The organism is Lysobacter xanthus, from assembly GCF_047159895.1.
The window spans coordinates 14,425-41,035 of sequence record NZ_BAAGAB020000002.1 but is presented as its reverse complement, the minus strand read 5'-3'; the positions used below and the strand labels follow the sequence as shown (position 1 = coordinate 41,035).

General features: G+C 70.7%; 27 protein-coding genes. 13 read left to right on the top strand and 14 right to left on the bottom strand.

Features of this window, described 5'->3' with window-relative positions; all coding sequences use genetic code 11:
• Positions 1 to 33: 33 nt before the first annotated feature.
• Entirely contained in the window at positions 34 to 786 is a 753-nt protein-coding gene (locus ACY35P_RS01500) for an electron transfer flavoprotein subunit beta/FixA family protein (protein ID WP_462114050.1), read from the bottom strand.
• Positions 787 to 923: 137 nt separating this feature from the next.
• Between ACY35P_RS01500 and ACY35P_RS01495 the strand changes: the two genes are divergently transcribed.
• The 4 genes from ACY35P_RS01495 to ACY35P_RS01480 all read left to right on the top strand — a co-directional run bounded on the left by ACY35P_RS01495 (position 924) and on the right by ACY35P_RS01480 (position 4,303).
• Entirely contained in the window at positions 924 to 2,336 is a 1,413-nt protein-coding gene (locus tag ACY35P_RS01495; protein WP_462114049.1) for a mannose-1-phosphate guanylyltransferase/mannose-6-phosphate isomerase, read from the top strand.
• 98 nt (positions 2,337 to 2,434) lie between these two features.
• Complete coding sequence (locus ACY35P_RS01490) at positions 2,435 to 3,142, top strand: CoA transferase subunit A (RefSeq protein WP_462114048.1); 708 nt, start codon at positions 2,435 to 2,437, stop codon at positions 3,140 to 3,142.
• Positions 3,143 to 3,153: 11 nt separating this feature from the next.
• Positions 3,154 to 3,783, top strand: coding sequence for a CoA transferase subunit B (locus ACY35P_RS01485; protein WP_462114047.1), 630 nt, complete (start codon positions 3,154 to 3,156; stop codon positions 3,781 to 3,783).
• A 31-nt stretch (positions 3,784 to 3,814) separates the two neighbouring features.
• Positions 3,815 to 4,303 carry a hypothetical protein gene (locus ACY35P_RS01480; RefSeq protein WP_462114046.1) on the top strand — a complete coding sequence of 163 codons (489 nt, stop codon included), beginning with the start codon at positions 3,815 to 3,817 and terminating at the stop codon, positions 4,301 to 4,303.
• Positions 4,304 to 4,467: 164 nt separating this feature from the next.
• On the opposite strand, the gene ACY35P_RS01475 is transcribed toward ACY35P_RS01480, so the two are convergent.
• Complete coding sequence (locus tag ACY35P_RS01475) at positions 4,468 to 6,096, bottom strand: electron transfer flavoprotein-ubiquinone oxidoreductase (RefSeq protein WP_462114045.1); 1,629 nt, start codon at positions 6,094 to 6,096, stop codon at positions 4,468 to 4,470.
• 85 nt (positions 6,097 to 6,181) lie between these two features.
• Between ACY35P_RS01475 and ACY35P_RS01470 the strand changes: the two genes are divergently transcribed.
• Entirely contained in the window at positions 6,182 to 6,769 is a 588-nt protein-coding gene (locus ACY35P_RS01470; RefSeq protein ID WP_462114044.1) for an alpha-ketoglutarate-dependent dioxygenase AlkB family protein, read from the top strand.
• A gap of 11 nt (positions 6,770 to 6,780) precedes the next feature.
• Here ACY35P_RS01470 and ACY35P_RS01465 read toward each other — a convergent pair whose 3' ends face one another.
• The 4 genes from ACY35P_RS01465 to ACY35P_RS01450 are packed head-to-tail and all read right to left on the bottom strand — an operon-like array spanning position 6,781 to position 10,305.
• Entirely contained in the window at positions 6,781 to 7,407 is a 627-nt protein-coding gene (locus tag ACY35P_RS01465) for an ABC-type transport auxiliary lipoprotein family protein (protein ID WP_462114043.1), read from the bottom strand.
• On the bottom strand, positions 7,404 to 8,330 hold the full coding sequence (locus ACY35P_RS01460; protein ID WP_462114042.1) for an MlaD family protein: 927 nt from the start codon (positions 8,328 to 8,330) through the stop codon (positions 7,404 to 7,406). The genes ACY35P_RS01465 and ACY35P_RS01460 overlap by 4 nt, the downstream gene beginning before the upstream one ends.
• 14 nt (positions 8,331 to 8,344) lie before the next feature.
• Positions 8,345 to 9,181 carry an ABC transporter ATP-binding protein gene (locus ACY35P_RS01455; RefSeq protein ID WP_462114131.1) on the bottom strand — a complete coding sequence of 279 codons (837 nt, stop codon included), beginning with the start codon at positions 9,179 to 9,181 and terminating at the stop codon, positions 8,345 to 8,347.
• Positions 9,182 to 9,189: 8 nt separating this feature from the next.
• Positions 9,190 to 10,305 (bottom strand): ABC transporter permease, encoded by a 1,116-nt coding sequence (locus ACY35P_RS01450; protein WP_462114041.1) that lies wholly within the window; start codon positions 10,303 to 10,305, stop codon positions 9,190 to 9,192.
• Between the two features lie 54 nt (positions 10,306 to 10,359).
• Here ACY35P_RS01450 and ACY35P_RS01445 point away from each other — a divergent pair, with 54 nt between their 5' ends.
• Entirely contained in the window at positions 10,360 to 11,604 is a 1,245-nt protein-coding gene (locus tag ACY35P_RS01445; protein WP_462114040.1) for a threonine/serine exporter family protein, read from the top strand.
• A gap of 1 nt (position 11,605) precedes the next feature.
• Here ACY35P_RS01445 and ACY35P_RS01440 read toward each other — a convergent pair whose 3' ends face one another.
• The 4 genes from ACY35P_RS01440 to ACY35P_RS01425 all read right to left on the bottom strand — a co-directional run bounded on the left by ACY35P_RS01440 (position 11,606) and on the right by ACY35P_RS01425 (position 14,772).
• Positions 11,606 to 12,004 carry a YkvA family protein gene (locus tag ACY35P_RS01440; RefSeq protein ID WP_462114039.1) on the bottom strand — a complete coding sequence of 133 codons (399 nt, stop codon included), beginning with the start codon at positions 12,002 to 12,004 and terminating at the stop codon, positions 11,606 to 11,608.
• A gap of 79 nt (positions 12,005 to 12,083) precedes the next feature.
• Positions 12,084 to 12,470, bottom strand: coding sequence for an H-NS histone family protein (locus ACY35P_RS01435; protein ID WP_462114038.1), 387 nt, complete (start codon positions 12,468 to 12,470; stop codon positions 12,084 to 12,086).
• 94 nt (positions 12,471 to 12,564) lie between these two features.
• Positions 12,565 to 14,283, bottom strand: coding sequence for a proline--tRNA ligase (locus ACY35P_RS01430; protein WP_462114037.1), 1,719 nt, complete (start codon positions 14,281 to 14,283; stop codon positions 12,565 to 12,567).
• 87 nt (positions 14,284 to 14,370) lie between these two features.
• A complete protein-coding gene (locus ACY35P_RS01425) occupies positions 14,371 to 14,772 on the bottom strand; it encodes a DUF4124 domain-containing protein (protein WP_462114036.1) in 402 nt (133 codons plus the stop codon).
• Between the two features lie 85 nt (positions 14,773 to 14,857).
• On the opposite strand from ACY35P_RS01425, the gene pssA reads away from it, so the two are divergent.
• The 3 genes from pssA to rimI are packed head-to-tail and all read left to right on the top strand — an operon-like array spanning position 14,858 to position 16,364.
• Positions 14,858 to 15,625: a CDP-diacylglycerol--serine O-phosphatidyltransferase gene (gene pssA, locus ACY35P_RS01420; RefSeq protein ID WP_462114130.1), complete on the top strand. Its 768-nt coding sequence runs from the start codon at positions 14,858 to 14,860 to the stop codon at positions 15,623 to 15,625.
• Positions 15,622 to 15,891, top strand: coding sequence for a hypothetical protein (locus ACY35P_RS01415; protein WP_462114035.1), 270 nt, complete (start codon positions 15,622 to 15,624; stop codon positions 15,889 to 15,891). Before pssA ends, ACY35P_RS01415 begins: the two co-directional genes overlap by 4 nt.
• A complete protein-coding gene (gene rimI, locus ACY35P_RS01410; protein ID WP_462114034.1) occupies positions 15,888 to 16,364 on the top strand; it encodes a ribosomal protein S18-alanine N-acetyltransferase in 477 nt (158 codons plus the stop codon). Before ACY35P_RS01415 ends, rimI begins: the two co-directional genes overlap by 4 nt.
• A 101-nt stretch (positions 16,365 to 16,465) precedes the next feature.
• Here rimI and ACY35P_RS01405 read toward each other — a convergent pair whose 3' ends face one another.
• From ACY35P_RS01405 to ACY35P_RS01395, 3 genes are all read right to left on the bottom strand, one after another.
• Positions 16,466 to 19,333 carry a valine--tRNA ligase gene (locus ACY35P_RS01405; RefSeq protein ID WP_462114033.1) on the bottom strand — a complete coding sequence of 956 codons (2,868 nt, stop codon included), beginning with the start codon at positions 19,331 to 19,333 and terminating at the stop codon, positions 16,466 to 16,468.
• Positions 19,334 to 19,569: 236 nt separating this feature from the next.
• Positions 19,570 to 19,995: a DNA polymerase III subunit chi gene (locus ACY35P_RS01400; RefSeq protein WP_462114032.1), complete on the bottom strand. Its 426-nt coding sequence runs from the start codon at positions 19,993 to 19,995 to the stop codon at positions 19,570 to 19,572.
• Positions 19,996 to 19,999: 4 nt separating this feature from the next.
• On the bottom strand, positions 20,000 to 21,484 hold the full coding sequence (locus tag ACY35P_RS01395) for a leucyl aminopeptidase (RefSeq protein ID WP_462114031.1): 1,485 nt from the start codon (positions 21,482 to 21,484) through the stop codon (positions 20,000 to 20,002).
• 155 nt (positions 21,485 to 21,639) lie between these two features.
• On the opposite strand from ACY35P_RS01395, the gene lptF reads away from it, so the two are divergent.
• Together lptF and lptG are read left to right on the top strand one after the other, a co-directional pair.
• Positions 21,640 to 22,731 carry an LPS export ABC transporter permease LptF gene (lptF, locus tag ACY35P_RS01390; RefSeq protein ID WP_462114030.1) on the top strand — a complete coding sequence of 364 codons (1,092 nt, stop codon included), beginning with the start codon at positions 21,640 to 21,642 and terminating at the stop codon, positions 22,729 to 22,731.
• A complete protein-coding gene (lptG, locus tag ACY35P_RS01385; RefSeq protein ID WP_462114029.1) occupies positions 22,728 to 23,828 on the top strand; it encodes an LPS export ABC transporter permease LptG in 1,101 nt (366 codons plus the stop codon). Before lptF ends, lptG begins: the two co-directional genes overlap by 4 nt.
• Before the next feature lie 287 nt (positions 23,829 to 24,115).
• Here lptG and ACY35P_RS01380 read toward each other — a convergent pair whose 3' ends face one another.
• The gene (locus ACY35P_RS01380; protein WP_462114028.1) at positions 24,116 to 24,550 is read right to left on the bottom strand and encodes an RDD family protein; all 435 of its coding nucleotides are present in this window, start codon (positions 24,548 to 24,550) and stop codon (positions 24,116 to 24,118) included.
• A 30-nt stretch (positions 24,551 to 24,580) separates the two neighbouring features.
• Between ACY35P_RS01380 and xerD the strand changes: the two genes are divergently transcribed.
• Positions 24,581 to 25,555, top strand: a complete 975-nt coding sequence (gene xerD, locus ACY35P_RS01375) for a site-specific tyrosine recombinase XerD (protein WP_462114027.1) — start codon at positions 24,581 to 24,583, stop codon at positions 25,553 to 25,555.
• A gap of 167 nt (positions 25,556 to 25,722) precedes the next feature.
• On the top strand, positions 25,723 to 26,568 hold the full coding sequence (locus tag ACY35P_RS01370; RefSeq protein WP_462114026.1) for a DsbC family protein: 846 nt from the start codon (positions 25,723 to 25,725) through the stop codon (positions 26,566 to 26,568).
• Positions 26,569 to 26,611 lie beyond the last annotated feature (43 nt).

The window sequence follows — 26,611 nt, the reverse complement described above, 5'->3', positions numbered from 1 at the left end:
GGTCGCGCGGCGCGCGGTCCGCCCGGCGGGGCGTTACAGCAGGCCGCGCTGCTTGAGCGTGGCGACGAGCTCGGCCGCGTCCTTGACCATGATCCCCTTCGTCCGCTTCGCGGGCGGCGCGTAGGACGTGGTGCGGATCGCGACGCCGGTGTCGACGCCAAGGTCGGCGAAGGCGAGCGTCTCGAGCGGCTTGCTCTTGGCCTTCATGATGTCGGGCAGCTTGATGAAGCGCGGCTCGTTGAGGCGCAGGTCGGTGGTGACCACCGCCGGCAGGTCGACCTCGATCGTCTCCAGGCCCGCGTCGACTTCGCGCGTCACCGTGGCCTTGCCGCCGTCGACCTCGAGCTTCGACGCGAACGTCGCCTGCGGGCGGCCCCACAGCGTGGCGAGCATCTGGCCGGTCTGGCTGGCGTCGTCGTCGATGGCCTGCTTGCCGAGGATCACGAGATCCGGCTGCTCGCGCTCGACGAGCTTGAGCAGCGTGCGAGCGGCGGCGAGCGGCGGCACGTCGGTGCCGGCGTCGACCACCACGTGGATCGCTCGGTTCGCGCCCATCGCGAGGCCGTTGCGCAGGTGCGGCTGCGCGTCGGCGGGGGCGATCGTGGCAACGATCACTTCGGTGGCGATGCCCTTGTCGCGCAGTCGCAGCGCTTCCTCGAGGGCGATCTCGTCGAACGGGTTCGGCGAGAGCTTGACGCCCTCGGTGACGACGCCGGTGCCGTCGGGCTTGACCTGGATGCGGACGTTGTAGTCCACCACGCGCTTGTAGGCGACGAGGATCTTCATCGTGTGGGGATTCCAGTGGCGGGGGCGCCGCGCGCGCCCGAGACCGGCGATTTTAGCCGAGAGCGGCCGCTGGCGCCGTTAGCCGGGGGTGAGGGTAGGCCGGTATTCTTTCCGGGAACGAATTCGCGGAACCACCGATGCTGCATCCCGTCGTACTCAGCGGTGGCAGCGGCACGCGCCTGTGGCCGCTCTCACGCCAGAACCAGCCCAAGCAGTTCCTCGCCCTGGTCGGCGACCGTTCGCTCTACCAGGAGACCGTGCTGCGGGCGAGCCGGTTGCCCGGCGTGGCCCCCCCGGTCACGGTCTGCGCGGACGATCACCGCTTCATGGTGGGCGAGCAGTTGCAGGCCTCCGGCCTGCGCGGCGGCGGCATCCTGCTGGAGCCGTCGGCACGCAACACGGCGCCTGCGATCGCGATCGCCGCCTGCCACCTCGCCGCGCACGATCCGGATGCGTTGATGCTGGTGCTGCCGGCCGACCACCTGATCGAGGACGAGGCCGCGTTCCGCGATGCGGTGAGCCGCGCCCGCGCCCTGGCGGAGGCGGGCTGGCTGGTGACGTTCGGCATCCGCCCCGACTACGCCGAGACCGGCTACGGCTACATCCTCGGTGGCGTGCCGCTCGACGATGCCGGCGCGGCGGTCGACCGCTTCGTCGAGAAGCCGGACCTCGCCACCGCCGAAAGCTACCTCGCGCATGGCGGGTACTTCTGGAACTCGGGCATGTTCCTGTTCCGCGCCTCGCGCTATCTCGACGAGCTCGCGGCGCACGCCCCCGCGATCGCCGCCGCGGCGCGTGCGGCCTACGCGAGTGCGCGCGCCGATCTCGACTTCATCCGCATCGACGCCGACGCGTTCGCGGCGAGCCCCAGCGATTCGATCGACTACGCGGTGATGGAGAAGACCGACCGCGCGGCCGTCGTGCCGGTCAGCTGCGGCTGGAGCGACATCGGCTCCTGGTCGGCACTGTGGTCGGTGGCCGAGCGCGATGCCGACGACAACCGGCTCGACGGCGACGTCATCGCGGTCGACAGCCGCGGCTGCCTCGTGCGCGCGGCCGAGCGCCGCATGGTCGCGACGCTCGGCGTCGAGGACCTCGTCATCGTCGACACGCCCGATGCCACGCTGGTCGCGCGCAAGGACCGGGTGCAGGACGTCAAGGTGCTGGTCGACCGGCTCAAGGCCGCGGGCCGCACCGAGCACCTCGTCCACCGCAAGGTCTACCGCCCCTGGGGCAGCTACGACTCGCTGGCGGTCGGCACGCGTTTCCAGGTGAAGCGGATCGTGGTGCGGCCGGGCGCGGCGCTGAGCCTGCAGAAGCACACCCATCGCGCCGAGCACTGGATCGTGGTGTCCGGCTCCGCGGAGGTGACCTGCGGCGAGCGCGTCTTCGACCTGCACGAGAACGAGAGCACCTTCATCCCGGTGGGCACCGTGCACCGGCTGCGCAACAACGGTTCCGAGCCCGTGGAGCTGATCGAGGTGCAGTCCGGCGGCTATCTGGGCGAGGACGACATCGTGCGGCTCGAGGACGTCTACGGGCGTTCGTGACGGGGCGGCGCGGGCGTCGCGACGCCCTCGGACGAAGGTACGGTGCGGCGCAACATCGGCGCCGCTAGAATCGCGGCTCCCGCATCCGGAGTGCCCGCATGGCCGCGCGCAGCAAGGTCTACCCCGACGCTACGACGGCGCTCGCCGATCTCGTCGCCGACAACCAGACGCTCGCCGTCGGTGGCTTCGGCCTCTGCGGCATCCCGGAAGCGCTGATCGCCGCGCTGCGTGATTCCGGGGCGAAGGGCCTCACCGCGATCTCGAACAATGCGGGCGTCGACGGCTTCGGCCTCGGCCTGCTGCTGGAGACGCGGCAGATCCGCCGGATGATTTCGTCCTACGTGGGCGAGAACAAGGAGTTCGAGCGCCAGTTCCTCTCCGGTGAGCTCGAGCTCGAATTCAATCCGCAGGGCACGCTCGCCGAGCGGCTGCGCGCCGGCGGCGCTGGCATCCCGGCCTTCTTCACCCGTACCGGTTACGGCACGGTGGTGGCGGAAGGTAAGGAGACGCGCGAGTTCGACGGCCAGATGTACGTAATGGAGACCGCGCTGCGCGCCGACGTCTCGCTGGTGAAGGCGTGGAAGGCCGACGAGAGCGGCAACCTCGTGTTCCGCAAGACCGCGCGCAACTTCAATCCGGCGTGCGCGATGGCGGGCAAGGTCTGCGTCGTCGAGGTCGAGGAGTTGGTGCCGGTCGGCGCGATCGATCCCGACCACGTGCACCTGCCCGGCATCTACGTCGACCGCATCGTCGTGAACGCTTCCCCCGAGAAGCGCATCGAACAGCGCACCGTGCGCGCCGCCTGAGGAGAGACGCAATGCCCTGGACCCGCGACGAAATGGCGCAGCGCGCCGCGCAGGAACTCACCGACGGCGCCTACGTCAATCTCGGCATCGGCCTGCCGACGCTGGTGGCGAACCACATTCCCGAGGGCATGCACGTCTGGCTGCAGAGCGAGAACGGCCTGCTCGGCATCGGCCCGTTCCCGACCGAAGCCGAGATCGACGCCGACCTCATCAACGCCGGCAAGCAGACTGTCACCGCCCTGCCGGGCGCGAGCTTCTTCGGCAGCCACGACTCGTTCGCGATGATCCGCGGCGGGCACATCGACCTCGCGATCCTCGGCGCGATGCAGGTCACCGAGAAGGGCGACCTCGCGAACTGGATGGTGCCCGGCAAGATGGTCAAGGGCATGGGCGGCGCGATGGATCTGGTCGCCGGCGTGAAGCGCGTCGTCGTGCTGATGGAGCACACCGCGAAGAACGGCGAGCACAAGATCCTGCCCGAGTGCACGCTGCCGCTGACCGGCGTGGGCGTGGTGAACCGGATCATCAGCGAGCTGGCGGTGCTGGACGTGACGCCGGACGGCCTGCGGCTCGTCGAAATGGCGCCGGGGGTGTCACGCGAGGAACTCCAGGGCCGCACGGGTTGTCCGATCGCGGGATAATTCCTCAATCCGATCGGGCGGGAGCCTATTCATGAACAAGCGTATGTGGGTGTTGCCTCTGCTCGTGGGCCTGGCGCTGGCCGGTTGCGGCTCGGCGGACGAGGAGACGGTGGCACCGAAGGTGCCCGCTCGCGGCACCGCGGCGAAGGACGGCGCCTTCTCCGATCCGCGCCGTGACCCGCTCGGCGCCGTCCCCGTCACGGTGTCGGCAAACGCGTTGGCCGTGGGCAATCAGCTCGGCAGCGACGGCAACGTCGTGGCTCGCGCATCCAGCTTCGCGATCGGCGACACGGTGCATGTCGCTTTCCCGACTGCCGGACGTCAGCCGGGCGCGCCGGTCACGGTGTTCTGGACGTACCAGGACGGGCGCACGCATCACGAGGAGCGTGGCGCGCTCCAGTCGACGCCGTTCGCGCACTACGAATTCGACCGCCAGAAGGGCATGCAGCCCGGCAAGTACAACGTCGAAGTGCAGATTGCGAACCGCCCCATCGGTATTTCGGACTTCGTCGTCCAGTAAAAGGTCGGCCGACCGGGGCGCGGACCGCGACTCGCGGAACCGCGCTCCCGGAGTTTGCGGCGTCGTGACCACGGAGCGTCGACTCAGCGCCGCGGCAGCGGCGAATGCCTCTGTCCACAGCGCCGGCGGCCTGTGCGCAGGCCGCCGCGGACCGGCCGGAATGCTCAGAGCATCTGGTAATTCGGCCCCGAGCCGCCTTCCGGCGTGACCCAGTTGATGATCTCGTACGGGTCCTTGATGTCGCAGGTCTTGCAGTGCACGCAGTTCGCCGCGTTGATCTGCAGGCGGCGGCCGGCGCCTTCGCTGCTGGCGTCCTCGACGATCTCGTAGACGCCCGCCGGGCAGAAGCGCGTGCAGGGATTGCCGTATTCGACGGTGCAGCGCGTCACGCAGATCGAGGTGTCGAGCACCTTGAGGTGCACCGGCTGGTCCTCGTCGTGTTCGGTCGCGGCGAAGTAGACGCCGGCGAGACGGTCGCGTGGAGCGAGCGTGCGGTCGCCCCAGCCGCGATCGGGGCTGTCGTACTCGGCCAGCTTCTCCATCTGGCACCAGTCGGGCTTGTTCTTCAGCGTCCACGGCGACTTGCCGCGCGTCACCGTTTCCCATGCCGCGTTGAGCAGGCCGAACCACAGGCCGCGCTTGAAGGCGGGTTTGACGTTGCGGACGGTGTGCAGCTCCGCCATCGCGTCCGACCCGCGCAGCTTCGCATCCCAGCCGGCCGGCGACAGCGCGTTCGCGGCGAGGTGCTCGGCGGCCAGCATGCCGGAGCGGAATGCCTGGTGCGTGCCCTTGATCTTCGGCACGTTGAGCAGGCCCGCGGTATCGCCGATGAGGATCGCGCCGGGCATCTCGCAGGTCGGCAACGACTGCCAGCCGCCGGTGACGATCGCGCGCGCGCCGGCGGAGACGATCGTGCCGCCTTCGAGCAGCGGCTTCACCGAAGGATGGTTCTTCCATTGCTGGAAGGCTTCCCACGGCTTGTACTCCGGATCCTTGTAGTCGAGCCCACTGACGAAGCCGAGCGCGATGCGGCCCTTGTCGAGGTGGTACATGAAGCTGCCGCCGTAGGTCGCGTTGTCGGCGGGCCAGCCGAAGCTGTGCACGATCTTGCCGGGCGTGACGCGCTCCTCGGGCACCTGCCAGAGCTCCTTGATGCCGATGGAGTACGTCTGCGGGTCGTGGCCTTCGTCGAGCCGGAACTGCTTCACGAGTCGCTTGGTCAGATGGCCCCGCGCGCCTTCGGCAAGCACCGTCACCTTCGCGCGGATGTCGATGCCGGCGGTATAGCCCGCCTTGTGCGAGCCGTCCTTCGCCACGCCCATGTCGCCGATGCGCACGCCGATGACGGCGCCGGCCTCGTCGTGCAGCGTCTCGGCCGCGGCGAAGCCCGGATAGATCTCGACGCCCAGCGCCTCGGCCTGCGGCGCGAGCCAGGCGCACATGGCGGACAGGCTGACGATCACGTTCCCGTGGTTGTTCATGCCCGGCGGCACCGGCAGCTTGCGGCCGCCGGTCTTCGTGAGCAGCCAGAACTCGTCCTCGGTGGCCGGCACGCACACCGGCGGCGGGTTGTCGCGCCAGTTCGGCAGCAGCGCATCGAGCGGGCCGGTCTCGATGACGGCGCCGGACAGGATGTGCGCGCCGATGGTGGACGCCTTCTCGATCACGCAGACCGAAATGTCGGGGTTGAGCTGCTTGAGGCGGATGGCGAACGACAGGCCGGCCGGCCCCGCGCCGACGGTGACGACGTCGTACTCCATCACGTCGCGTTCGATCTCGGGGCTGGTGCTCATGGGGCTCTCCGCGGGCTGACCCGCCATTGTCGCGGTTTGCCGTGGGGCCGCCAATCACGCGCGCGGTGCGTGCTAGCGTCCGCCGATGCTCGAACCGGTGCCGCTGCCCGATGCCGACGTCCGCTACGACCCGCACTGGCTCGGGGCAGATGAGGCCGGGGCGATGTTCGACGCGCTGTACCGGGAGATCGGCTGGGAGAACCATCCGGTGCGGCTGTTCGGACGGGAGCTGCCCGCGCCCCGCCTGAGCTGCTGGATCGGCGATCCCGGCACGGCCTACCGCTATTCAGGCGTCGTGCGCGAGCCGCGGCCGTGGACGCCGGCGCTCGCCGGGTTGCGCGCGCGGCTGCGTGCCACGCTCGGCCTGGACTTCGATGCCGTGCTCGCCAACCTCTACCGCGACGGACGCGACGCGATGGGCTGGCACTCGGACGACGAGCCCGAGCTCGGCGCCGAGCCGGTGATCGCCTCGGTGAGCCTCGGTGGCACGCGGCGATTCCTGCTGCGCCATCGCGACCGGGACGTCCGCCAGGGGCTCGCGCTGGCGCCCGGCAGCCTGCTGCTGATGCAGGGCACGACGCAACGCCATTACCGCCACAGCCTGCCGCGTACGGCGCGGCCGGTGGCGCCGCGCATCAACCTGACCTTCCGGCGGCTCGGCGCGCTGCGCTGAGCCGGCCTACGTCAGCGGCGGGCACCCGCCATCGCGCCGAGCGTCCAGCCCGCGACGTCGCGGTCGAGCCGCACCAGCGCGCGGTCGAACGCCTGCACCACGGTCGGGACGTCGGTGGCCCCGGCCGGCTCCACCACCACGAAGCTGCGCGTGGCGATCACGTCGCCGCCATCGCTGCGTAGCAGGGTCGCGTTGACGTCGAGCGTCGCGCCCGGCGTCGCGGCGCCCGCGTAGTCGCTCTCGAAACGCCGCACGTCGAGCAGCAGGCGATAGCCCGCGGTGACGCCGCTCCCGCTGCGCGAGACCGCGCGCAGGCGGCCCGATTCCTGGAAGGTGCGCAGCAGCGACGTCGTCAGCATCTCCGCCGGGCGCTGTGCCCACAGCCCGTCCCTGTAGACCTCCAGCTCCTGCGGCGAAGGACGCACGGCGATGCGCAGCGTGTCGTACGGCCGCGCGACCTGCACCGGCGCGATCTCGAGCTGGGCGTCGACGCGTGGCCACGACGCCTCGGCCGCCACCTGCGGCATCGGCGCGTATTGGGTGGGGGGTGCCTTCTTGCCACCCAGCAGCGAGCAGGCGGGCAACGCCGCGACGAGCAGGGCGGCGAGGGCGCATCGGGTGATCGGGCGCGGGCTCATTTCGGTTCGAACTCCTTCGGGCGCTCGCGGCCGAGCAGATAGTTCGCCGGCCCGCCCTCGAGGCGGTCGGTGACCTGGCGCAGGTCGCGCACCAGCGCACGCAACTCGACCAGCGTCGGCGCGACCTGGCCGAGCCCATCGGTGGCGAAGCCGTGGATCGCGGCCCGGTTCTCGTTGACGATGCCGTTGGCGCCGTTCGCCGCCGATTCCAGCTGGCCGAGCGTGCGGTCGAGCTTGGCGACGAGTCCGGGGAGCTTGTCGACGACGTTGCGGTCCACGTCGCGCACGATGCCGTGTGCATCGGCGAGCGTCGCATTGAGCTCGGCGCTGGAGGCCCGCGCATTGACGATGATCGCCCGCATGTCCTGCCGCTCGGCGGCGAGCGAGCCGGTCAGCTGGTCGATGCTGTTGAGCGTGTTCGACACGTGCGCGATGTTCTCCTCGCTCAGCACGCGGTCGAGGCGTGCGACCAGCCGGTTCGCGGTGTCGGCGATGTTCTGCAGCGCGGAGGCCTCGGTGCGGATCACGGGGCGATCGCGGTGGTCGACGTCGACCAGGCGCGCGGCGCGCGGGCTGCCGCCGGTGAGCTGGATGAACGGCGGGCCGGTGATGCCGCTCTGCGACATCTTCGCGCTGGTGTCGGTCTTGATCGGAACGTCGGACTGGATGCGCAGCGTGGCGATCACGCGACGCGGATCCTCCGGCGCGAGCCGCAGCGTCTCGACGGTACCGACCGAGATGCCGTTGTACTGCACCGAGCTGCCTTCGGAGAGGCCGGTGACCGGCTCGTTGAAGATCACGGCGTATTCCTGCCAGTCCTTCTCGGACGAGTACTTCGCCGCCCACAGCGCGAACAGCAGCAGCACCACCGTCACGAGGATGGTGAAGGTACCGATGAGGACGTAGTTGGCCTTGGTTTCCATGGGGCTCGATCCCGTCAGCGGTCGTTCGGTTCGGTGCGCTCGCGCCCCGCCTGGGCGGCGCGGGCACGAGGGCCGTGGAAGTACTCGCGCACCCAGGGATGGTCGAGCTGTTCGATCTCGGCGATCGGCGCGGCGGCGATGACCTTGCGGTCCGCCAGCACCGCGACCCGATCGCAGATAGCGTAAAGCGTGTCCAGATCGTGTGTGATCAGGAACACCGTGAGCCCGAGCGCCTGCTGCAGCGTGCGGATCAGGTGGTCGAAGGCGGCCGCGCCGATCGGGTCGAGGCCGGCCGTCGGCTCGTCGAGGAACAGGAGCGGGGGATCGAGCGCGATCGCACGCGCGAGGCCCGCGCGCTTGCGCATGCCGCCCGACAGCTGCGAGGGCAGCTTGTCCATTGCGTCGGCGGGCAGGCCGGCGAGCTTGATCTTCAGCAGCGCGAGCTCGTGCCGCAGCGTTTCCGGCAGGTCGCGGTGGTATTCCTTGAGCGGCACCTCGACGTTCTCGCCCACGGTCAGCGACGAGAACAGCGCGCCGTCCTGGAACAGCACGCCGGTATTGCGCTCGATGTGCCGGCGCGACTCGGGATCCGTGCTGCGCGCGTCGACGCCGAGCACTTCGATGTCGCCCGCGTCCGGCTCGCGCAGGGCGAGGATCGAGCGCATGAGCACCGACTTGCCGGTGCCCGAGCCGCCGACCACGCCGATGATCTCGCCCGGCATCACGTCGAGGTCGAGGCCCTCGTGCACCACCTGCTCGCCGAACCGGTTCTCGAGTCCGCGGACGCGGATGATCGGCGTCGACGCGTCGATCGAGCCGTCGTCGCGCGCATCGGTCGCGGCCGTGGGCAGGGGCGTGCTCACCAGTCCATCACCATGAACCACATCGCCGCGGCCGCATCGAGCACGATCACCAGCGAGATCGCCTGCACGACGGCGGACGTCGTGCGTTCGCCGACGGACTGCGCCGAGCCCTCCACCTGCAGGCCTTCCAGGCAGCCGACCAGCGCGATCACCATCGCGAACAGCGGTGCCTTCGAGAGGCCGACCCACAGGTGGCGAACTTCGAGCGTCTCGTGCATGCGCGAGAGGTACTGCTGCGGCGGGATGTCGAGCGCATAGGCGCCGACGGTGAGGCCGCCGAGCAGACCGGCGACCATCGCGACGAAGGTGAGCAGCGGCAGCATCGTGAGCAGGGCGACGACGCGCGGGATGACCAGCAGGTCCACCGGGTCCATGCCGAGCGTACGGATCGCGTCGACTTCCTCGCGGCTCTTCATCGCGCCGATCTGCGCGGTGAACGCGCTCGCGGTGCGGCCGGCGAGGATGATCGAGGTCAGCAGCACGCCGAATTCGCGCAGGAAGGCGACGTTCACCAGCTCGACGACGTAGATCTCCGCGCCGAAGTCGCGCAGCACGTTCGCGCCGAGGAAGGCGATCACCGCGCCGACGAGGAACGAGAGCACCGCCACGAGGGGCGTCGCGTCGAGGCCGACCTGCTCCATGTGGTGCACGAGCGCGATCGGACGGAAGCGCGAGGGCTGCCGCAGCGTGCGCAGCATCTTGACCAGCACTTCGCCCAGGAAGGCGACGAGTGCGAGCACCTCCTTCCAGTTGTCCTGCACCGCGAAGCCGAGCCGGCCGAGCGCGGCCGCCACGCCGTACTCACGCTTGCGCTTGGGGCGGTCGTCGACCACGTCCTCGATCGCCGCGACCAGCGCACGGTGCTCGTCGCGGAAGGTGAAGGCCTCGAAGTCGACGCCGCAGCGCCGCGACCAGCGCAGCAGCTGCAGCACGCCGACCGAATCGAGCCGGCCGATGCCGCGCGCGTCGACCTCGGTCAGGCCGCAGGGTGCGGTGGCGAGCGTCTCGCCGATCGCGATCGCGTGCTCGATCGTCCACTGGCCCGCGAGGCGCACGGTGCCCGCGCCGGTGTCGGGGTCGAGGGAAGGCGGGCGGGTCGCGTGGGTCGGCATGTTCGCGCCGGAGCATACCGGCACCGGCGTGCACGGGCATGCGATCCTGTCCCGATGACCGCGCCGCTCAGCGAATCCGGGTACGCCGCACGCATCGACTTCATGGTCGAGCTGGCCCTGCGCCTGCACCGCTACGGCACCACCGCGGACCGGCTCGAAGGTGCGCTGACGGCGGTCGCGACGCGCCTGGGCGTGGGCTGCGAGCCGTGGTCCAACCCGACGGGCCTGATCCTCACCTTCAGTGATCCGGGTCGGGCGACGGGCCTGCGCGACACCACGCGCGTGCTGCGCCTGTCGCCGGGCGAGGTCGACCTGCACCGCCTGACCGAGACCGACCGGATCGCCGAGGAGGTGCTCGAGGGCAGCCTCGACCTCGCCGACGCACAGGCGCAGATGAAGGCGCTCGACGCGCCGCCGACGCCGACCATGCGCCGCGCCGAGGTGATGGCCTTCGGGCTCGCCGCGGCCTCGGTGGCGGGCCTGCTGCGCCTGCCCTGGCTCGACATCGCGGTGGCGGGCACCACGGGCCTCATGATCGGATTGCTCGCGCAGCTCGCCGAGTCCAAGCCGCGCGTGCGCACGGGCTTCGAGGCGCTGGCGGGCATGCTCGCCGGGACGATGGCGGTGCTGGCGGCGAGCCTCGTCGCGCCGCTCAACCAGAACACGGTGATCATCGCGTCGCTGGTCGTGCTGCTGCCCGGCCTCACGCTCACGAACGCGGTGAGCGAACTGACCGGCCAGCAGCTCGTCTCGGGTACCGCGCGCTTCGCCGGCGCGCTGACGACCGTGCTCAAACTCGGCATCGGCGTGCTCGTCGCGCTGTATGCGCTCGACCTCGCCGGCCTCGCGCCGGTGGCGCGCGCCTCGCGGCCGCAGCCGGAATGGCTCGAATGGATCGCGCTCGCGCTCGCCTCGTTCGCCTTCGCGGTGCTGTTCCGCGCGAGCTACCGCGACTACCTGCGGGTGATGGGCGCGGCGGCGTGCGGCTACCTCGTCTCGCGCTTCGTCGGGCAGGCCGCGGGCAGCCCGGCCGGCGTCTTCCTCGCCGCATTGGTGATGACCGCCGCCGGCAATGCCTATGCGCGCTGGTGGCACCGGCCCGGCGCGATCATCCGGGTGCCCGGGATCATCATGCTGGTGCCCGGCAGCACCAGCCTGCGCGGCCTGCTGAGCCTCATGCAGCACCAGGACGTGGGCGCCGGCCAGAGCGCCCTGCTGGCGGTGATGAACGCACTCGCCGCGCTGGTCGCCGGCCTGCTGTTCGGCAACCTGCTGCTGCCGCCGCGCCGCAACCTCTGATTCACGCGCGGCGGGCGCGCCACGTGCCCCAGGCCCAGAAGGCGACGAAGCCGACGATCAGCAGCCAGATCAGCACGATCGCCACCGCCATGCCGCGGCTGGTGGGGCGCTCGGCCGCCTCGGCCGCACGCGCCTGTGCATCGGCCTTCACCGCGGGCGGCACCCAGCGCAGGACCAGGGCGACGCCGAGCGGGACGATCAGGAGGTCGTCCAGGTAGCCGAGCACCGGGATGAAGTCGGGGATCAGGTCGATCGGGCTCAGCGCGTAGGCGGCGACGACCACGGCGAGCGCGCGCACCGCGAACGGCGTGCGCGGATCCCGGGCCGCGAAGTAGACGACGAGGGTCTCGCGCTTGAGTGCGCGGGCCCAGCCGCGCAGGCGTTCGGTGAGCTGCGACATGCGGCGAGCCTCGCCCGGCGCGGGTGAGCGGCGCGTGGGCCGGATGGCGCGACGCCGGCACGGGCCGGCGTCGGTGGGATCAGCGGATCAGGAAGTCGTCGAGGGCGCGGCCGTTGCCGGTCTGCGCCTGCAGCCAGCGCGGCTGCTTGCCGCGACCGCTCCACGTCTCGCTCGCGTTGTCCGGATTGCGGTACTTCGGCGCCACCTTGGTGCCGGCCATCTTCGAGGGCTTGCGGTTGGGCGCGCGACGCGTGCGCGGCTCGGCGCCCGCGGCCGGCGCGGACGGCGCGCTGCGCGTGCCGAACAGCTCGGCGATCGAATACCCCTCGGCACGGGCGATCTGCTCGAGGCGCTTGCGCACCGCCGCGACCGGCTTGCGCTTGCTGAGGACCGTGCGGCGCTTCTTCGCCTGCGCGATCAGGGCCTCGAGTTCCTTGGCCGACATGCTGTTGAGGTCGAACGCCATCGGTGTTTCTCCGGTAATGCAAAAGAAAATGGGCCACCCGTTTGCGCGGGCGGCCCATCCTAACCGGCGGGATTAATGCGGTAAACGCGGCGGATTATCCCGGCACGCCCACCCGTGCCATGGCGCCCGCGCGGTCGAGCGATTCGGCCTCGCTCGCACGACGATGGCGGTATTCGTACGTGCCCGCGGCCAGACCGCGCTCGGACACCACGATGCGGTGCGGAATGCCGATGAGCTCGATGTCGGCGAACATCTGGCCGGCGCGCAGGCCGCGATCGTCGAGCACCGCGTCCACGCCGGCAGCGAGCAGGTCGCGATACAGCGCCTGCGCCGCCTCGTCGACCGCCGCCGCGTTCTTCGGATTGATCACGCAGACCGCCACCTGCCACGGCGCGATCGCATCCGGCCAGATGATCCCGTTGTCGTCGTGGTTCTGCTCGATCGCCGCGGCGACGATGCGCGAGACGCCGATGCCGTAGCAGCCCATCGCGGGCGTGATCGCGCGGCCGGTCTCGTCGAGCACCGTGCACTTCATCGCCTCGGCGTACTTGCGGCCGAGCTGGAAGACGTGGCCGACCTCGATGCCGCGCGCGATGCCGAGCGTGCCCGTGCCGTCGGGCGACGGATCGCCTTCGACGACGTTGCGGATGTCGGCGACCAGGTCCGGCTCCGGCAGGTCGCGCCCCCAGTTGACGCCGGCGATGTGCGCGCCGTCCGCGTTCGCGCCGACGACGAAGTCGGCCATCGCGGCGACGCTGCGGTCGGCGACCACGAAGATGCCCTTCGACGGGGCGATCGGGCCGAGGAAACCCGGCGATGCGTTCAGGTGCTCGCGGATCTCGTCCTCGGTCGCGAGACGGTATTCCGTCATGCCCGGAAGCTTGGCGAGCTTGATCTCGTTGACGACGTGGTCGCCGCGCACGAGCGCGAGCACGAAGCGCGGATTGTTCTCCGGGTCCACGCCCATCACCGCGACCGACTTCACCGTGCGGGTCAGCGGGATGCCCATGAGCGCGGCGACGTCCTCGCAGGTCTTCTGCGTCGGCGTGTCGACGCGGCGCATCGCCTCGGTGGCGGCCGGGCGCTCGCCGGGCGACACCGCTTCGGCCAGCTCGACGTTCGCCGCGTAGTCCGAACCGGTGGAGTAGGCGATCGAGTCTTCGCCGGAGTCGGCGAGCACGTGGAATTCGTGCGAGGCGCTGCCGCCGATCGCGCCGGTGTCGGCGAATACCGCGCGGAACTTCAGGCCCAGCCGCGTGAAGATGCGGCCGTAGGTGTCGTACATGTTCTGGTATTCGCGGCCGAGGTCCGCGTCGTTCGCGTGGAACGAGTAGGCGTCCTTCATCAGGAACTCGCGCGCGCGCATCACGCCGAAGCGCGGCCGGATCTCGTCGCGGAACTTGGTCTGGATCTGGAAGAAGTTGACCGGCAGCTGCTTGTAGCTGGCCAGCTCCTGGCGCGCGAAGTCGGTGACGACTTCCTCGTGCGTCGGGCCGTAGGCGTACCAGCTGTCCTTGCGATCCTTGATCTTCAGCAGCTGGCCGCCGAACTTCTCCCAGCGCCCCGTCTCTTCCCAGAGCTCGCGCGGCTGGATCGACGGCATCAGCACCTCGATCGCGCCGGCGTTCGTCATTTCCTCGCGGACGACGCGCTCGACCTTGCGCAGCACGCGCAGGCCCAGCGGGCTCCACGTGTACACGCCGGCGGCGAGCTTGCGGACCATGCCCGCGCGCAGCATCAGCTTGTGGCTGACGACTTCCGCGTCCGCGGGGGATTCCTTGGTGGTGTGGAGATGGAACTGCGACAGGCGCATCGGCGGGATTTCACGCGCGGAAAGAACGGCATTCTGCCATGCGCCCCGCGCGCGTCGTCCCGGCTGCGGCCCGCGGGCCGCGCCGCGTCAGCTCTTGCGGGTGGTGACCGCGTTGGCGGCGGGCTGCTCGCAGTACAGCTCGACCTGGCCCTCGGCCACCTTCAGGCGCGAGGCGCGCTCGGCGGCGGTGAGCTCGCGGTCGGGCTTGCCGTCCTTGTTGGAGTCGACGCCCACCTTGGCGGTGCCCTGCAGCAGGGTGAGGTTGCTGCGGGCATTGCTGCAGTCGGAGTTGGCGACCGCCTTCGGGGCGGCCGGGACCACCGGGCGCTCGCCGAACTGGCGCGGCTTGGTCGTCGAGCCGGGCGGGGGCGCGTCCGCGTAATGGGTGACGCCCTTCGCGTCCTTCCAGGTGTAGACCTGCCCGGCGAAGGCAGGAATCGCGACGAGGAGCGCGAGCGGCAGCAGGGCGGTGCGGATCGGCCGGCGCATGGCGGGCTCCGAAAAGGCGGAAATCGGCCCGATTGCATCACCGCAGGGGCCCCGGGGCAAGCGATACACTGCCGAAATGGAATCCATGCCACCGGGCGTTCAGCCCCGGCCGCGCGCCCGCGGCATCTACCTGCTGCCGAACCTCTTCACCACGGGCGGCATGTTCGCCGGCTATTTCGCGATCATCGCGGCGGCGCAGGGGCATGTCGCCGACGCCTGCATCGCGGTCTTCGTGGCGGCCATCCTGGACGGGCTGGACGGCCGCGTCGCCCGGCTGACGAACACCCAGAGCGAGTTCGGCATGCAGTACGACTCGCTGGCCGACCTCATCAGCTTCGGCCTGGCGCCGTCGCTGCTGATGTACCACTGGGCACTGGCCTCGCTGTCGCTCGACGGCGCGACGCCCGGCAAGATCGGCTGGATCGCCAGCTTCCTCTACGCCGCCTGCGCGGCGCTGCGGCTCGCGCGGTTCAACGCGCAGGTGGGGCAGGTCGACAAGCGCTGGTTCATCGGCCTGGCGAGCCCCGCCGCCGCGGGGCTGGTCGCGAGCTTCGTCTGGACCTGCGATGCGTTCGGCCTCGACGGGCGCGAGCTGCGCTACGTGGCGCTGGGCGTGGCGGTCGCGGCCGCGCTGCTCATGGTCAGCCGCATGCGCTACTTCAGTTTCAAGGGCGGCGGCCCGCGCAACGATCGCGTGCCGTTCCTCGCGATCGTCGTCGTGCTGGCCGTGCTCGTGGCGGTGGCGATCGACCCACCGACGGTGCTGTTCACGATCTTCGCGCTGTACGCGCTGTCGGGCCCGGTCTACTGGGTCTGGCGCCGACTGCGCCGCCCCGCGGAGGCGGTCGCATGACCCTGCCGTGGAGCGCCCAGCAGGTCGAATGGCTGCAGGCCATGGGCCTCGAGGTGCTCGCCCGTCCGACGCCGGCCGGCGGCCGGGACGACGGCACGGGGCCGATGTCCGCGCTGGCGTTCGACATCCCGCCGGGCCTGCACCGTGCCGCGGGCGGAGTCGACCTCCGGCCGCTCCTCGAGAGCCACGGCCTGCCGCACGACGTCGCGTCGCGTCGCGCCTTCTGGCGCCTGCTTCGGCCGCTGCGCCGGGACACGCGCCGATGAGCGCGCAGCCGTCCGATCGTCCCGCCGCCCTGCGTCCGATGCGCGAGCAGGACGTCGAAGCGGTGCATGCGATCGAGCGGCGCGCCTACGAGTTCCCCTGGACCGCCGGCATCTTCCGCGACTGCCTGCGCGCCGACTACCTCGCGTGGGTGCTGGACGTCGATGGCGTGATCGCCGGCTACTTCCTGATGAGCCTCGCCGCCGGCGAAGCGCACGTGCTCAACATCTGCGTCGCGCCCGAGCGGCAGGGCCAGGGGCAGGGGCGTCGGCTGCTGCGATCGCTGATGCACCTCGCCCGCTCGCGCGGCGCGCAGCGCGTCTTCCTCGAGGTGCGGCCGTCGAACCGCCATGCGATCGCGCTGTACGACCAGGAAGGCTTCAACGAGATCGGTCGCCGGCCGCGCTACTACCCGGCGAAGGACGGTCGCGAGGACGCGATCGTGATGGCGATGGAGCTGTTGCCGCCGGAATGACCGGCGGTGCCGTCGTGCGGTGACGGCGCGCCGTCCGCGCCGCCACCCCGCAGCGAATCCGCGCTGCACACGACCGCGGACGAAACGCCCGCCCGTCGTGCTCAGTTGTCGCCGGTCAGCCCCAGCTTCGCGCGTTGCGCGGCCAGCGCCTCGCGCTGCGCCGCCCAGTCGACCAGGCGCTTGCGTTCCTGCTCGACCACCGCGGCCGGGGCATTCGCCACGAACGTCTCGCTCGCGAGCTTGCCCTGCGACTTGGCGAGTTCGCCGTCGACGCGCTTGATCTCCTTGTCGAGCCGCGTGCGCTCCGCGCCGAGGTCGACGAGGCCTTCGAGCGGCACGAGCAGCTTCAGCGTGCCGACGACGCCCGCGGCGCACGCCGGCGCGGCGTTCGCGTCGTCGAGCACGTCGATCGATTCGAGCTTGCACAGGAAGCGAAGCTGCGAGCCGAAGCGCGCGGCGCGTTCGCGGTCGGCGGCGTCGCCGTCGGCGAGCAGCAACGGCACCGGCTTCGACGGCGCGACGTTCAGCTCGCTGCGGATGCGGCGCACCGACGAGATCACGGACTTCAGCCATTCGACCGCGGCCTCGGCCGATGCATAGGCCTGCGGCAGCTCGGCGGCGCGTGGATACGGCCGCAGCATGATCGTCGCCTCCGCCACGCCGAGCTTCGGCGCGACCGCCTGCCACAGCTCTTCCGTCACGAACGGGATCAGCGGGTGCAGCAGGGACAGCAGGCGCTCGAGCACGTACAGCAGGGTGTGCCGCGTGCTGTTCGCGGCGTCGGCATCGTCGCCGTTCAGTGCGGGCTTGGCGAGTTCGACGAACCAGTCGCAGAACTGGTTCCACGCGAATTCGTACAGCGACTGCGCGAGCAGGTCGAAGCGGTAGTCGGCGAAGTGCTGCTCGGCTTCGGCCGCGGTGCGCGCGAGCTGCGCGAGGATCCAGCGCTCGGCGTCGGTCGTCGGCTGCGGCACGCCCGAGGCGGTGAAGCCTTCGGTGTTCATCAGCACGAAGCGCGTCGCGTTCCACAGCTTGTTGCAGAAGTTCTTGTAGCCCTCGGCGCGGCCGAGGTCGAACTTGATGTCGCGCCCGTGCGTCGCGAGCGCGCTGATGGTGAAGCGCAGCGCATCGGCGCCGAATGCCGGGATGCCGTCGGGAAATTCCTTGCGGGTCGCCTTCTCGATCTTCTCGGCCATCTTCGGCTGCATGAGCCCGCTCGTGCGCTTGGCGACGAGCGCGTCGAGCGTGATGCCGTCGATGAGGTCGAGTGGATCGAGGATGTTGCCCTTGGACTTGCTCATCTTCTGGCCCTGCGCATCGCGCACGAGGCCGGTGATGTAGACGTCCTTGAACGGCACCTCGCCGGTGAAGTGGTCCGTCATCATGATCATCCGGGCGACCCAGAAGAAGATTATGTCGAAGCCGGTGACGAGCACGCTGGACGGCACGAAACGGTCGAAGCCGCGTTCGGCCATGAGCGTCTCGTTCGGCCAGCCCTGCGTGCTGAACGGCCACAGCGCGGAGGAGAACCACGTCTCCAGCACATCGGTGTCCTGCGTAAGCGGCATGCTGGGCGCGATGCCGTGCTTCGCCCGCACCTCGTCCTCGTCGCGGCCGACGTAGACGCGGCCCGTCGCGTCGTACCACGCGGGAATGCGATGGCCCCACCAGAGCTGGCGCGAGATGCACCAGTCCTGGATGTTCTCCATCCAGTGGCGGTAGGTGTTGATCCAATTCGAAGGGACGAAACGCACGGCCCCGGATTCGGCCAACGCGAGGCCCTTCGCACCCAGGGTGTCCATCTTCACGAACCACTGGTCCGTCAGGTACGGCTCGATCACCTGGCCCGTGCGATCGCCACGCGGCACCTGCAGCTTGTGCGGCTTCGTCTCGACGAGCAGGCCGTCCGCCTCGAGATCCGCCAGCACGGCCTTGCGCGCATCGAAACGATCGAGGGCGCGATAGGCGGCGGGGATGCCGGCCTCGTCGGCGAGCACGCCATCGAGGATCTTCGCGTCGAGCGTGAAGATGTTGATGAGCGGCAGCGAATGCCGCTGGCCGACCGCGTAGTCGTTGAAGTCGTGTGCGGGCGTGACCTTGACCACGCCGGTGCCGAACGCGCGGTCGACGTAGTCGTCGGTGATCACGGGAATACGGCGACCGGTGAGCGGCAGCTCGACGAACGCGCCGTGCAGCGACGCGTAGCGCTCGTCGTCCGGATGCACCATCGCCGCGGTGTCGCCGAGCATGGTTTCCGGACGCGTGGTGGCGACCACGAGGTAGTCGCGCGTCTCGCGCACGGTCTCGTTGCCGTCCTCGTCGCGCTCGACGTACTCGTACGTGGCACCGTCAGCCAGCGGATAGCGGATCGACCAGAGCGAGCCGTCCTCTTCCTCGTTGACGACTTCGAGGTCGGAGATCGCGGTCTTCAGCACCGGATCCCAGTTGACGAGCCGCTGGCCGCGGTAGATGAGGCCGTCGTCGAACAGGCGCACGAAGGCCTCGCGCACCGCGTCGGCGGCCATCGGGTCCATGGTGAAGACGCTGCGCGTCCAGTCGCCCGAGGTGCCGAGGCGGCGCATCTGGCGCTCGATGGTGTCGCCGGAGGTCTGCTTCCACTCCCAGACCTTGGCGATGAAGCCGTCGCGGCCGAGCGTGTCTCGCGACTCGCCCTTGCCCTCGAGCGCGAGGTTGCGCGAGACGACCATCTCCGTGGCGATGCCCGCGTGGTCGGTGCCCATCTGCCAGAGCACGTCGCGGCCGCGCATGCGGTGGTAGCGGACGAGCGCGTCCTGCAGCGTGTGCTGGAACGCATGGCCCATGTGCAGCGTGCCGGTGACGTTCGGCGGCGGCAGCAGGATCGAGTAGGGCTCGCCCGTGCCGCGCGGCTTGAAGACGCCGCTGGCCTCCCACTGCTGGTAGAGGCGCGTCTCGAACTGGGTGGGGTCGTAGCCGGGGGCGAGGGACATGGCGGTATCGGCGGAAACGGCCGGCCCACGGCGCGGGGCACCGGGGGCGTGGCACAGGAAGGGAATCGGGGCGGGCCCGTGGCGTCAGGATACCGGGGCGGCGCCCGCGGCCGCGAGCCTCGCCGGCGTCGCGCGCGTACGCGCGGCCGTGGCGGCGCGGATCGACCGACGCGAGGCGACCAATCGGAGATGTCCAGTGCAGGCGCGGCGGGCCGGGATCGTCCCGCCCGCCGTCGTCACATGTCGTGCTTGTTCAATTCCAGTCCGCGGGCCTGGTACTGCTTCCAGCGCTCGCGCAGCGGCCCGCGCGCCGATTCGTCGGCGGGGACCACTTCCAGCACGCGGTCGAAGGCGCCCTCGACCGCGGCGTCGCGCAGGTTGATCACCAGCGGGCGCAGTGCGACGTCGGCCTCGGGCGGGGCGATCAGCACCTCGGCCTCGTCCTCGTCCTCGTCGGCGCCCGCGATCTGGTGCGGGATGAAGACGTCATCGCCCATGTCCCACAGCAGGTCGTCGAGCGCTTCGGCCTGCTCCTGAGAGCGGGCGAGCACCAGCGTCGGCTGGCCGGCGTCGACCGCCTTGCGGGCCAGCTCGCAGACCAGGCGCAGCGGTTCCGAGCGGAACCGCGGCTTGGCGATCAGGTAGAAGTCGGCGCGGGGCATCCGGTCACGCCTGCGCGGCGCGGTCCATCAGCCACTGCGAGAGCAGGCCGACCGGCCGGCCCGTGGCCATCCCGCGCTTGCCCTCGTCGTTGGCGACGCCGGCGATGTCGAGGTGCGCCCAGCGCTGGCCTTCGGTGAAGCGCGCGAGGAAGCAGCCCGCGGTGATCGCGCCGGCCCAGCGGCCGCCGATGTTGTAGACGTCGGCGAAGGTCGACTCGAGCTGCGTCTGGTACTCGTCCCACAGCGGCAGGCGCCAGGCGCGGTCGAACACCGCCTCGCCAGCCTCCAGCAGCTCGCTGGAGAGGTCGTCGTCCTTCGTCATCAGGCCGGTGGCGTACTTGCCGAGCGCGACGACGCAGGCGCCGGTGAGCGTGGCCACGTCGACGAGCGCGGCCGGCTCGAAGCGCTGCGCGTAGGTGAGCGCATCGCACAGGATCAGGCGGCCCTCGGCGTCGGTGTTGCCGACCTCGATGGTCTTGCCCGACATCGAGGTGAGCACGTCGGACGGGCGGTAGCTGTTGCCGTCGGGCATGTTTTCCACCGCCGGCACCACCACCGTGAGGTTGATCGGCAGGCCGAGGCCGACCGTCGACACGAACGTGCCCAGCACCGTGGCCGCGCCGCACATGTCGAACTTCATTTCCTCGACGCCGCCCTGCACCTTGAGGTTGATGCCGCCGGTGTCGAACGTGATGCCCTTGCCGACCAGCACGTAGGGCTTGGCGTCGCCGGCGCCCACGTACTTGAGCACGATGAGCTTGGGCGGGTTCGCCGAACCCTGCGCGACGGCGAGCAGCGAGCCCATGCCGAGCGCGTCCATCTGCTCGCGGTCGAGCACGTCGCACGAGCAGCTGTCGAAGCGCGCGGCGAAGGTCTGCGCCTGCTGGGCGAGGTAGGCCGGATTGCAGATGTTCGGCGGCAGGTTGCCGAGCTCGCGCGCGAACTGCACGCCCGCGGCGATGGCCTGGCCGTGCGCGAGCGCCTGCGCGTCGTCCGAAGCGATGCTCAGGCGCTGCAGGCCCGGCTCGATCTTCGCCTTCGACTTCTCGCCGAGCGTCGCGGTGTAGCGGTACGCGGCATGGTCGGTGGCGATCACCGCCTGGCGCACGGCCCAGGCCGTGTCGCGGCCCTTCACCGGCACCTGCGGCAGCGTCGTGACCGCATGCGAGACGGGACCCGCCTTGAGCGCACGCGCCGCGTCACCGACGGCCTTGATGTACTGCGGCACGCCGAACTTCGCGGCGTCGCCGAGGCCGACGACCAGGACGCGCGGCGCCTTCACGTCGGGAAGGTCGTGCAGCAGCGCGGTCTTGCCGGTCTTGCCGCTGACGTCGCCGCGTTCGATCAGCGCCGACAGGCGCCCGCCGGACGTGCGATCGAGGGCCGAGGCGGCATCGGTGAGGGTCTTGTCGGCGAAAACGCCGACGATGACGCAGTCCGCCGCGGCGGAGGCCGGCGCATCGGAGGTCAGGTCGAATTCGAGGGCCATCCAGGGTTCCGGGCAGGTCGTGAAAAGGGTTTTACGTACAATCGCCGACCCTGTGGGCCGAAGCGCCGGCACGAGCCGGGGCAGGTACCCGACCGCGCCATGAGGCGCCGCGCCGGGCCGTTGAACGAACGACGAGTCTAGAACAGCCCCCGCGAATGCTGAAATTCGACCGATACCTGCTGTCCGAATTCGTACAGGCGACCCTCGCCACCACCCTCATCCTGCTGATGGTGGCGTTCGGCGCGGTGTTCGCGGACGTGCTGCGCAACATCGCCGAGGGGCGGTTCCCGGCCGACATGCTGCTGCCCCAGCTCGGGCTGCTGTTCCTCAACTGGCTGCCGATCATCCTGCCGCTGGCGCTGATGCTCGGCCTGATGCTGGCGGTCGGCCGGCTGTACCGGGACTCCGAAATGCCGGTGCTGGCCTCGGTCGGCATCGGCCCCGGGCGCCTGCTGCGGCCGGTGCTGGGCCTGGTCCTGCCGGTGGCCCTGGTGATCGGGCTGTGCTCCCTGTGGCTCGCGCCCTGGGCCGAGCGCGTCTCCAAGGAGATGGTCAACGCCGCCACCCGCAACCTCCTCGTGGCGGGCCTCGAGCCCGGCCGCTTCACGCCGATCGGCAACGGCGGCGTGGTGTTCGTCACCCGGATGTCGACCGACGGCACGCGCTTCGAGCGCGTCTTCATCTATCGCCAGAAGAACGATCGCCTCGACGTGACGACCGCGAACGCGGGTCATCTGGAGGTCGACGACGACGGCCACCGCTTCCTCGTGCTCGACGATGGTTTCGAGGTGGAGGGCCCGCGCAGCGGGGCCACGCGCGACTACCGGCTGATGCGCTACCGCCGCAACGAAGCGCAGATGCCCACCGCACGGGGTCGCTACGATCCCGACGACCCGCGCCTGCTCTCCACGCTGAAGCTCATGGGCGACGCGCGTCCGGCCGCTAAGGCCGAGCTGCATTCGCGCATCGCACCGCCGTTCCTCGCGCTGGCCTTCGCGCTGCTCGCGGTGCCGCTCTCGCGCAGTTCGCCGCGCGACGGCCGCTTCGGCCGCATCGTGCTCGGCTTCCTGGTCTACCTCGTCGGCACGATGCTGTCGCTGCAGAGCGTCAACCTGATCTCGAGCGGCAAGATTCCCGCCGCGCTCGGCCAGTGGTGGCTGATCGTGCCGCTGCTGGCGGTCGCGATCTGGCTCTACCGGCGCGACGGGCGCATCGCCGCGCCGCGCCTGCGGAGGGCCGCGCGATGAAGCCGTTCCCGAAGATCCACGACCTCTACGTCGCGCGCGTCGTGCTCGCCACCGTGCTGCTGGTGTGGGCGGTGCTGCTCGGGCTCGACGTGATGCTCGCGCTCGTCACCGAGATGGGCGACGTCGGCAAGGGCGACTACACGTTCGGCAAGGCGGTGGCGCACGTCTTCTACACCGCGCCGCGTCGTGCCTACACGCTGTTTCCGACCTCGGCCGTCATCGGCGCCCTGATGGGCCTCGGCCAGCTCGCGGCCTCGTCCGAACTCACCGCGTTGCGTGCGCTCGGGCTGTCCCGCCGACGCCTCGGCGTCACGGTGGTGGGCGCGGTGGCACTGCTCACCGCGGTGATGGTCTTCAACGGCGAGACGCTCAGCCCGTGGGGCGACCGCATGGCGAACGTGGTCAAGCAGACCGCGAAGAGCCGCGACACCGTGGTCGCGCGGTACTCGGGGCTGTGGGCGCGCGAAGCGGACGTCATCCTCAATGCGCAGAGCGGGCAGGAGCGCAGCGACGGCGCGCACCAGTGGATCGAACTGCGGGACGTGAGCCTGTACGAATTCGAGCCCGATGGCCGACTGCGCTCGATCTCGCGCGCGGCGATCGCCGAGCATCGACCGGGTAACTGGCTGCTGCGCAACGTCACGCGCACGCTGTTCGAAGGCAAGACGGTACGCCGCGAGACGCTGCCGGAACTGAAGTGGACGTCGCGCCTGGACAGCGCTGCGCTCACCGCGGACCTCGACAGTCCGCGCTACCTGCCGTCGGCCGAGCTGCGGCAGGCGATGGAATACCGCGAGCGAAACGGACTCGACGCGAAGGAGTTCGCCGAGCATTACTGGGGCCGCTGGTTCTACCCGCTGAACGTGCTCGCGCTGTGCCTGGCGGCGGTGCCGTTCGCCTTCGGCACGCTGCGCAGCGGCGGCCTCGGCCGGCGCCTGTTCACCGGCATCGTCTTCGCGCTCGGCTTCTGGCTCGCGCAGCTGATGTTCGTGCGCGCGGCCAACGCCTTCCAGCTCGACTACCGCATCGCCTACGTCGCCCCGACCCTGCTGATGCTGACACTGTCGGCGCTGCTGTTCCGCCGACGCTCGGGCTGAAGTCGGCGTGCGGCGCGCCTGCGCGGCAGCCACGCACGTCGATCGATCGAGCGACGGGACGAACGCTCCGCGTATCGCGGCCGTGTAGCGCAGCCGCGCGGTCGTGTTCGGCGCGCCGCCGGCGAATACGTGTGGCACCAACTTCGCGTCGCAGCCCGGATGCCCGTCAAGCGCGTCGAAAGCGCCGCGAACGCGTGGCACCGAGCTCGTCCGAACGACCGGCCACGCCCCGGCACGAGCGCCGCCCATCCACCCGGGGCCCCATGGGATGGACCGGCGTTATGACTTCAGGTCTTCGCGCGTCGTTCCACGCGCGAGCGGCTTGCACGGTCGTGCCAGGCGCGGCGGTCCCGGTCGATCCACGCCCACCAGAATCCCAGTCCGGCGGCGAGCAGCGACAACGTGCCCACCGCGTAGCGCAGCCATGCATCGCGCCACGACAGCGCACCACGGTCCCCGACTACATGCAGGCGCCACGGGCGCATGCCGAGCGTCTGTCCGCCGCGACGCCAGCTCAGCGTCGCGTAGATGCCGGTGACCGCCCACAGCGCGGCGAGTTCGACGAATCCGGCCGCCGTGCCCGAGCGCACCGGTTCGCCGCCGTGCAGCGCGACCGCGATCGAAACGGTGACGAACCAGAGGCCGAGCGCCGGGAAGACGTCGTAGACGAGCGCGAGCAGGCGCCAGCCGATGTTCGGCCGCGCAGGGTAGGTCGATGCCATGCGCGAAGGATAGTCGCTAAGCTCGACCGCATGGATTCGAACGCGGGATCGCGCCGCGCCGGCGGCATCGCCGAACGCCGGCAGGCCGCACGGTCGATGCCGCCGCTCGGTGCGTCGGATGCGCACCTGATCGATCGCCATCTCGACGCCTTGTGGGCCGAGACCGGCCTGACGCCGGCCTCGCGCGAGAGCTATCGCCGCGACCTCGCGGGCTTCGCGCGCTGGCGGGGCGTCGACGGCGCACTCGCGGCCGCGGGCGGTGCCGAGCTGTCGGACTACCTCGCCTGGCGTGCGCGCTCGAACTACTCGCCTCGCAGCAATGCGCGCCTGTTGTCCGCGCTGCGCGGCTTCTTCGCCTGGTGCGTGCGCGAGCGGCTCCGCGGCGACGACCCGACCGCGCTGCTCGGCACGCCGACGCTGCCGCGGCTGCTGCCGAAGGCGCTGACGGAGACGCAGGTCGCCGCGCTCCTGGCCGCGCCCGACGACGCGACGCCGGCGGGGCTGCGCGACCGCGCGATGCTCGAGCTCATGTACGCGACCGGCCTGCGCGTGAGCGAGCTCGTCGGCCTGCCGGCGCAGGCGGTGAACCTGCGGCAGGGCGCCTTGCGCGTGACCGGCAAGGGCAGCCGCGAGCGCCTGGTGCCGATGGGCGAGGAGGCGCAGCACTGGCTGGAACGCTATGCGGCCAGCGCGCGACCGGTCCTGCTGGGTCGCGGGCGCAGCTCGCCGTTCCTGTTCCTCGACGGCCACGGCGAGCCGCTGACGCGCCAGCACTTCTGGGCCACGGTGAAGCGGCTGGCGGCGGTCGCCGGCATCGATCCGGGCCGCATCTCCCCGCATGGGCTGCGCCACAGCTTTGCGACGCACCTGCTCAACCACGGCGCCGACCTGCGCGCCCTGCAGATGCTGCTCGGCCACAGCTCGCTGTCGACCACGCAGATCTACACGCTGGTCGCGCGCGAGAAACTCAAGCAGCTGCACCGCATGCACCATCCCCGCGGGTGAGTGCGTTAGGCGGGCCGCCGCCAAGGCCGCTCGACAGGCACCGCGGGTACCGCACGCCGCTCGCGGCCCGGGCCAACTGAATCCCGCGTGTCGCGCGGCCGCCGCCCACGGCCGGCCGCTGCGGGCCATGCCACAATCCGGCTCCCTCCGCCGGGCCGACCCGACCGATGCGCAACGTCCGCCATTCGCTGCTCCTGCTGACCCTCGGTCTCGCCAGCCTCACCGCGTGCGCGAAGGTGCCCTCCGATGCGCCGAAGGCCGCCAGCGCACTCTCGCGCACGGCCGGCTCGACGGCCGAGGCGAAGCCCGCCGCCGGCACGCCCGACGCCCGCGCGGTCGAGGCCGTCCGCACCATCGATCCCCGTGCCGTCGTCGAACGCGTCGAGAAGGCGCCCCTCCCGGGCTTCCGCGAGGTCGTGGTGGGCGGCCAGGTGGCCTACGTCAGCGACGACGGGCGCTATATGTTCATCCCCGGCAGCGGCGGCGCGCTGTACGACACCCACGACAAGCACAACCTCACCGAATCCTCGCTCGGCAAGCTGCGCAAGGCGCTGATCGACAAGATCCCGGAAGCCGACCGCATCGTCTTCGCACCGGCCAATCCCAAGTACCGGGTGACGGTGTTCACCGACATCAGCTGTGGCTTCTGCCGGAAGATGCACAGCGAGATCGCCGACTACAACCGGCAGGGCATCGCCGTCGAATACGTCGCCTTCCCGCGTGCCGGCATCGGCAGCGACGACTACCGCCAGATGGTCTCGGTCTGGTGCGCACCGGATCGCCGCAAGGCGCTCACCGACGCCAAGAACGACCGTCCCGTGCCGGCCCGTACCTGCAAGAGCCCGGTCGACATGGAATACGACATCGGCCAGCGCGCGGGCCTGACCGGTACGCCGATGGTCGTCGCCGACGACGGCAGCCAGCTGGGCGGCTATGTCCCGCCGGAAAAGCTGCGCATGGTGCTCGATCAGCTCGCCGCGAAGGCCGCGCCGGCCGCCAAGCCCGCCGGCTGATCGGGCGGCCCCGGCCGGGGCGGGTACAATGAAGGGCCCTGAC